General features: G+C 64.8%; 6 protein-coding genes. 1 reads left to right on the top strand and 5 read right to left on the bottom strand.

Annotated elements, in window-relative coordinates:
• Positions 1 to 267: 267 nt before the first annotated feature.
• The 4 genes from GSE44_RS24740 to GSE44_RS26840 all read right to left on the bottom strand — a co-directional run bounded on the left by GSE44_RS24740 (position 268) and on the right by GSE44_RS26840 (position 4,464).
• On the bottom strand, positions 268 to 1,446 hold the full coding sequence (locus tag GSE44_RS24740; protein ID WP_159351490.1) for an MORN repeat-containing protein: 1,179 nt from the start codon (positions 1,444 to 1,446) through the stop codon (positions 268 to 270).
• Positions 1,447 to 1,454: 8 nt separating this feature from the next.
• Positions 1,455 to 3,245 (bottom strand): serine/threonine-protein kinase, encoded by a 1,791-nt coding sequence (locus tag GSE44_RS24735; RefSeq protein ID WP_159351489.1) that lies wholly within the window; start codon positions 3,243 to 3,245, stop codon positions 1,455 to 1,457.
• Between the two features lie 635 nt (positions 3,246 to 3,880).
• Entirely contained in the window at positions 3,881 to 4,207 is a 327-nt protein-coding gene (locus GSE44_RS26845) for a P-loop NTPase family protein (RefSeq protein ID WP_201306244.1), read from the bottom strand.
• A 2-nt stretch (positions 4,208 to 4,209) separates the two neighbouring features.
• Positions 4,210 to 4,464 (bottom strand): ATP-binding cassette domain-containing protein, encoded by a 255-nt coding sequence (locus GSE44_RS26840; RefSeq protein ID WP_201306243.1) that lies wholly within the window; start codon positions 4,462 to 4,464, stop codon positions 4,210 to 4,212.
• On the opposite strand from GSE44_RS26840, the gene GSE44_RS26835 reads away from it, so the two are divergent.
• Positions 4,455 to 4,802: an MFS transporter gene (locus GSE44_RS26835; RefSeq protein WP_235925126.1), complete on the top strand. Its 348-nt coding sequence runs from the start codon at positions 4,455 to 4,457 to the stop codon at positions 4,800 to 4,802. The genes GSE44_RS26840 and GSE44_RS26835 overlap by 10 nt on opposite strands.
• 391 nt (positions 4,803 to 5,193) lie before the next feature.
• On the opposite strand, the gene GSE44_RS24720 is transcribed toward GSE44_RS26835, so the two are convergent.
• Entirely contained in the window at positions 5,194 to 6,048 is an 855-nt protein-coding gene (locus GSE44_RS24720) for a CaiB/BaiF CoA transferase family protein (protein WP_159351488.1), read from the bottom strand.
• Between the last annotated feature and the right edge of the window lie 117 nt (positions 6,049 to 6,165).

The following is a 6,165-nucleotide window of genomic DNA, read 5'->3' as shown; positions in this document are numbered from 1 at the left end:
AGCGGTCCAACTGGCCCAACGAAAAATCCGGCCCGCCCACGTCATCGCATGGTCACTCTGGCGACGAGCACATCAAGCTGTCGCCCAGCAAGCCCACCTCAAACGTAACGCGCAACTGTAATGCTAGTGCCGCTTTCTACCGAACCTAGCGGAGACTGACACGAGCGGTGCCCCCGCGCCGCAAGGCCGCCAGCCACAAGCTTTCCCGCCGCGCCGGCCGGCCGCGTGATAAGCCCGTCGCAAAAGTGGCAGGCGCGGTTCCTCTGCTCATCGGCACTCTCCCCCGCCATCGTTGATAACGCGCATGACGCGTCCCCGGGTACGGAGACAACCGTCGTAGATCTCCCCTTCAAAGCTGTCCCCGTTGCTGGTGTAGACAACGCGCCCGTGCGGCTTGTCGTTCAGAAAATTCCCGTCGATGCGCACATTGCTGCCTGGAAACACCTCGGTGCCAAAGCCATTGCGCATGTCATTGCGCCACGCCCCGGTATAGACCGAGGAAGCACCGCTCGGGCTGAACACCCGATAAGTGCCTGTTCCTTCGCGCTGGTCGTTCGCCCAGCCGCCCTCATAGGTGGTGCCGCCGCCATAGTTCATCGCGCCGGTGCCGCTGCGCCGGTTGCTGCGCCATTCACCGGTATAGCTTGTGCCGTTGCCGTAGTTCATCGTGCCGATGCCCTGCCGAAGCCCAGCCACCCACTGGCCCATGTAGCGCGCACCGTTGCGCCAGCTCCGCACGCCTCTCCCGTTCGGAAGGTCGTCGCGGAACTCGCCTTCATAAGTGCCGCCATCCGAACCGCGGAACTGCAACATTCCCTGCCCATTCGCGCGTCCGTCGTGGAACTCGCCCTGGTAGAGATCGCCATTCGCCATGATCCGTACGCCTGGCCCACTGATCCGGCCCGCGCTGAAGGCGCCCTGGGTGTTCGCCAGAGTCTGGCCATTTACGGAAAGAAGGTATTCGCCCGGGCCGCTGGCCAAGCCATCACGGCACGCGCCAGACCACTGTACGCTGGCGCCAGGTGGCGCGCCAGGAACGTAGACCGAGCAGTGATTGCGCGGGTCGGTCAGCATGCCCGGTACCGCTGGCCGCTCGGTGAAGCGCCCGCTGCTCTCGTACGAGTCCCGGGGGGCGGTCTCTCCGCCACGCCGCTCCCGTGCCTGCTGCCGGCGGAACTCGTCCAGCCGTTCGCGGACTTCGTCCCGCCTTTGCCGCGCCTCGTATGAATCCTGCTGACGTCTCTCCTCGCGCGGGCGCCGCGTTTCCTCCCGCCTTTGCCGAGGCTCGGGCATCTCCTGCTGAACAGGCTCGGGCGGCCGCACGTCCGTCGAAGCGGAAGGCAGGGCAGGGGCCGGGCTTGGCTGAGCGGGCGCGAGGTTGAACTGCGCCTGTGCAGCGGAGACAAAGACGAGCGAGGCCAAGGAGGCCCCGACAAAGGCGCGCATGTCGACTCCTATGTGGGCGGGAGGGAGGTGGCCGTGATGACCCGTGCTTCGATGCGCTCGCCCCCGTCCTGAGCCGCATGGATCGCAGAAGCCAGCGCATCAAGCGCCTCGGACGATGTTTCGACGGCAGGGCGCCGTTCCGCGAAGAGCGCGCGGTCGGAGGTGATCGCGACCAGCAGACCGGTACCGTATGGGGAGGCAGCCGTCCAATATGGCTCGCCGAATTCCAGTGAGGAAGAAGCAGGGAGCGGCCGGTCCGATTGCACCATGTTGCCCACCTGCCCTTCCGAGCCGAAGAAGAGGACGTGCAGGTAGGTAGGCCTGTCCGGAGTACGCACCCGGAAGCGCAGGTTTTGCCCCGCCGGGAGGGGATCGGGGCTGCTCAAGGCCAGGCGCGGCAATGCTTCGCCGTGCACGGCCGTCGGGCGGACGGTCTGGAGCACCTGGCAAAGATCGGCATCGAAGGTTTGCAGATCGAGCTGAACTTTATTAGACGGCAGGCCAAAGGCGTCTAGCGTGCCGAGCAAGGCACTCTTGGAACTATCCCGCAGCACGCCGCTCGCTGAGAACCGCCGGTCGTCAGCCTCCACCTCCAGCAGGGCGCAATCCGCTCGGCTTATGGCTGCGGCCGCGCCTGCGGCAGCCGACGCGAATGCTGACGGCGGTGTCAAAGCGGGCGCCCGCACAGGGGCGGGCGGAGGCGTCGGAGCGATCGCCGCGCTCGGCAAAGGTTGCTGCGCCGGAAGGAGATCCCCATTCAGGGCCACTACGACCCCAACAAAGGTGCAAAAGCTAAGACCAGCGGCTACGGCCGCATAGAGCGGGCGCCGCGGCTGACTCTGAGGCTCCTCGGGCAGGCCTTCGATCGGCTCTTCTATCGTCGGAGCTACCACGGGCGGCCGAGGATGTTCGCGCTGTGCTCGCGGTGGAGGTGGCGCGGGGGCCTGCACAGGCGGGAGGGGGGCGTCGCCCTGAAAGGCTTTTGGCTCCAGGGCGCGTAGCGCCGCTATGAATTCCGCCGCCGACTGGTAGCGATCCCCGGGGTGCTTCGCCAAGGCCTTGGCAACGATCGTGTCGATGGCCGGTGGAAGCGGCGCGCGCTTCGATGGCGGCTCCGGCTCGACAGTGCTGCTTCCGAAGGGAATGTCGTCGCGCCCGCCGATGAACGGTTTCTGCCCAGTGAGCAACTCGTAGAATATGACGCCCGCTGCCCAGATGTCGGCACGCCGGTCGGCGTGCCCAGGGATATGCTCGGGCGCCATGTAAGGATCCGTACCGCCCCCTACCTGCGTCCTGTTCGCGTCATCTTCGCTACGCGAGATGCCGAAATCCGTCAGCCTGGCGGCGATCTCATTCGTGACGGAATTGGTCGTAAGTATGACGTTGCCCGGTTTCACGTTCCGGTGAATCACACCGTGCTCGTGCGCGTATTCGAGGGCAGACAGAATCTGCTCCATCAGCCGCAAAGCGCGCGGCATCGTTTGCCGCCCGCTGCGGTCGAGGACCTGCCTAAGCGAGAAGCCTTCAACCAGCTCCATTACGATCCAGGCATGATCCGCGGTTTCACCGTAGTCAAAGACCGGGACGATGTAGGGATGTGAGAGTCTGGCTCCGGCCTTGGCTCCGACACGGAAACGACTGATCGTATCAGCGCTTGCCGTGCTGTTCGGAATCGGCAGTTCGAACAGCTTCACCGCGACAAGGCGGTCGAGCATGCGGTCATACGCCTTGAAGACCGCTCCTCCATCGTCCCCGCCGAGCGGCCCGCCCAGCTCGTATCTGCCTGCAATCTTCGCCAAGAGCCTCTCTCCACCAGGCCAGTGCTTCGGCGTGGTTACATGTACCCGCAGCCCAAACTTGAGATCAGGCCCCTCCGCGCTGATTGTATATCAACGATTTGCCGGACACTGCGGGTGAGACCTGCCATGCCCGGCTAAGTCCGAACTCTAATAAGCGCGTCGCTCCGCGGTAATCAAGGCGCTGGGACCGGCTTCAAGGCCGACGGCTATTTCACTGCTTTTTGAACGGAAGATATCACGAAACTGTGTTTGACAGACATCAGCATGCGACTGCAGGAGGCTTAGCGCATGGCATCAAGTGCAGCCTGCCTGAGTCTCTCGGTAGAGAGGGAGAGCGCTGGCCGAACATTCTGGTAGGATGAACCATCGGCCAAGCGCACGGCGGGGTATCAGGCAAAGCGTTTTGCCTCATAGGTGCAAGAGTGAGTCGAGCTGGCCCTTACTCATAGGGAGAACTCGAAATACAGATCGCGATCGAGCGCACCCGACCGACACTGAACGGTCAGACATGGCCTACGTCGAGGCTTACAGGAGCGCTTGCGGCTCCGGCAAGTCCACCGAGATAGGCAGCACGAACTTCGAGGTTGCTTCACAACTCAGCAGGCTTGGCAACAACAAGCAGTGAACCCTGCGACCTACGAAGCCAAATTCGCATTCTGCTCGACCAGCAGCACCGTGGTTCCGAGCTTACGGGTCGAGGTGATGATGCGGAATACCTGCTGCACGATCAGCAGTTCCAGACCAAGGCTGGGTTCATCCAGGAGCAGCATGCGGGTCTTGGTCCTCATGCCCCGGGCAACCGCAACAAACTGGAGTTCCCTTCCAGAAAGCGTCCAACCCAACGCGCGTTCCAGGGGCGTAAAACCGGGAAAGAAGTCGAACATGCTGTCTGCTTCGCATTGCAGCTGCCGCCGGGGTACGCCACGCCGGTTGCCGCCGCCGAGCAGGATGTTCTTCCGCACCGTCAGCCCGGAAAGACGCGGCGACCTTCCGGCACATGCGCGATGCCCAGGCAAGCGATGGCCTCGGACTTGAGCCCCACCAACGACTGTCCGGCAAAGTTCAGAGAGCCGGAAAGGTTCGGAACCAAGCCGCTGATTGACCGGAGCGTCGTGCTCTTGCCGGCACCGTTGCTGCCGAGCAGGGCCACGATCTCGCCTTCACCTACTGTGAGGTTCAGGCCTTTCAGGGCGTCCGCCGCACCATAGCGTGCCCGCATCCCATGCGGATGCGCTGACGCATGCTGCGGCGCTCGTCACCGCTGCCATCATGGGGCTTCTCGCCTTCGGACCGCCAGGCGTACTGGCGCTGCCACTGCTCCTGCTCCTCGGAGCCGCCTGGATCTTTGCGCTCGCCACGCTCAACGGCACGGCGCAAGCCATCCTACCGAACCGGGTTCGCGGCCGTGTGCTGGCCGTCTATCTCACCGTGTTCAATGGCGCGATGGCGGCGGGCAGCCTGGGCTGGGCGCGGTGGCGGAGGCCTCGGGTGTTCCGGGCGCCCTGCTCATCGCGGCGGCGGGGCTGGCGGTCGCCGCCCTGGTGCTGCACAGGGTGAAACTGCCGGCGGGGAGGCCGATCTTGTCCCGTCCATCCACACTAGCCTGAGCCCTGCTGGCCGACCCTGTACCAAGTCTCGACGGAACGGCGGCGGATGCGGAGCGGGTGCTTGAATGGCTGATGGTGGAGTCCTGCGCCAGCACCAGCACCAGCACCAGCACCAGCGCCAGCGTGTGTCCAGGCCGATGCGAATGTGCAGGAAGCGGTGCGCCGCTTTCACCAGGGGCCAGGAGCGCCTGTCGTCCGCCATTACCTGACGGTCGGGCCCGATCGAGGTAGCTAGCGGGCTCTAGGGGGCGCCGTGATCGAGCGGCCCCTTTGCAGGTTGACGGCCGCCTTCCCGAAGCGGCCTGCGCGAGCGGTGTTCCCGTCGGTGCCGGGTCAGGAACTCAGCCGCCTCGCTGCCCCAGTTCGCACCCGATCTCAGCCAGCAACTCCTCCGTATGTTCCCCGAGCAACGGGGCAGCACGCATGGGGGAGGGCTGGGATGCGCTCCAACGCGTGGGCACGCGCAAACTGCGGACCTGACCTTCGCTGGGATGCCACGCTGAGCCGAAGAAGCCGACGGCGTTAAGATGCGGGTCCTGCAGGATGCTGCGCAGGTCGTGCATGGGCGCAAACGGAATATCTGCGTCCGTGAGTGCCTCGCTCCATTCCGCTGTGCCGCGGGTGGCGAGCACGCGAGACAGGGTCTGGTGGAAGAGCGTGGCATGTTGGCTGCGCCCGGCCTGGGTCGCGAAGCGCGGGTCCTTCCCCAGTTCCTCCGTGCCGCTTACGCGGAGGAAGGCCTGCCAGTGCCGGTCATCATAAATCAGCACACAGAGATGGCCGTCGGCCGTGGCATAGGGCCGGCGCATCGGCGCGAGCAGCCGCGCATAGCCACCCTCGTCCGTCGGTGGCTCATGCGTCAGTCCACCGAGATGGTCCCCCAGCACGAGGCTCGCCATGGTCTCGAACATAGGCACTTCGACGCTCTGGCCCTCTCCGGTCGCATCGCGGTGGCGCAAGGCGGCGAGGATGGCGATAGCAAGGTGCAGCCCCACCGCGCGGTCGGCAATGTTGACGGGTGCATAGCGCGACTGGCCGTCCCCGCTTTCGGCCATCAGGGCTGAGATGCCGCAGGCACCCTGCACCAGGTCGTCATAGGCCGGGCGGTCCGCATACGGGCCGTCCTGTCCATAGCCGCAGGCGCTGGCATAGACGATGCGCGGACTGGCTTGGGCAAAGGCAGCATAGCCTAGCATTACAGTTGCGTCTTTCCTCGATCTCTGAATCCATGGGTGATCATGGTTCAGGGGACGTGGATGAGGGGCGCTTCGATTGAGACGGTGCTGGAGCTCTGGGCATCGTCATTGCGCGAG

The sequence above is a fragment of the Muricoccus harenae genome (genome assembly GCF_009848505.1).
Classification (GTDB): Bacteria; Pseudomonadota; Alphaproteobacteria; order Acetobacterales; family Acetobacteraceae; genus Roseomonas; species Roseomonas harenae.
The sequence above is the reverse complement of the archived record's forward strand: the minus strand, read 5'-3'. Positions and strand labels throughout refer to the sequence as shown.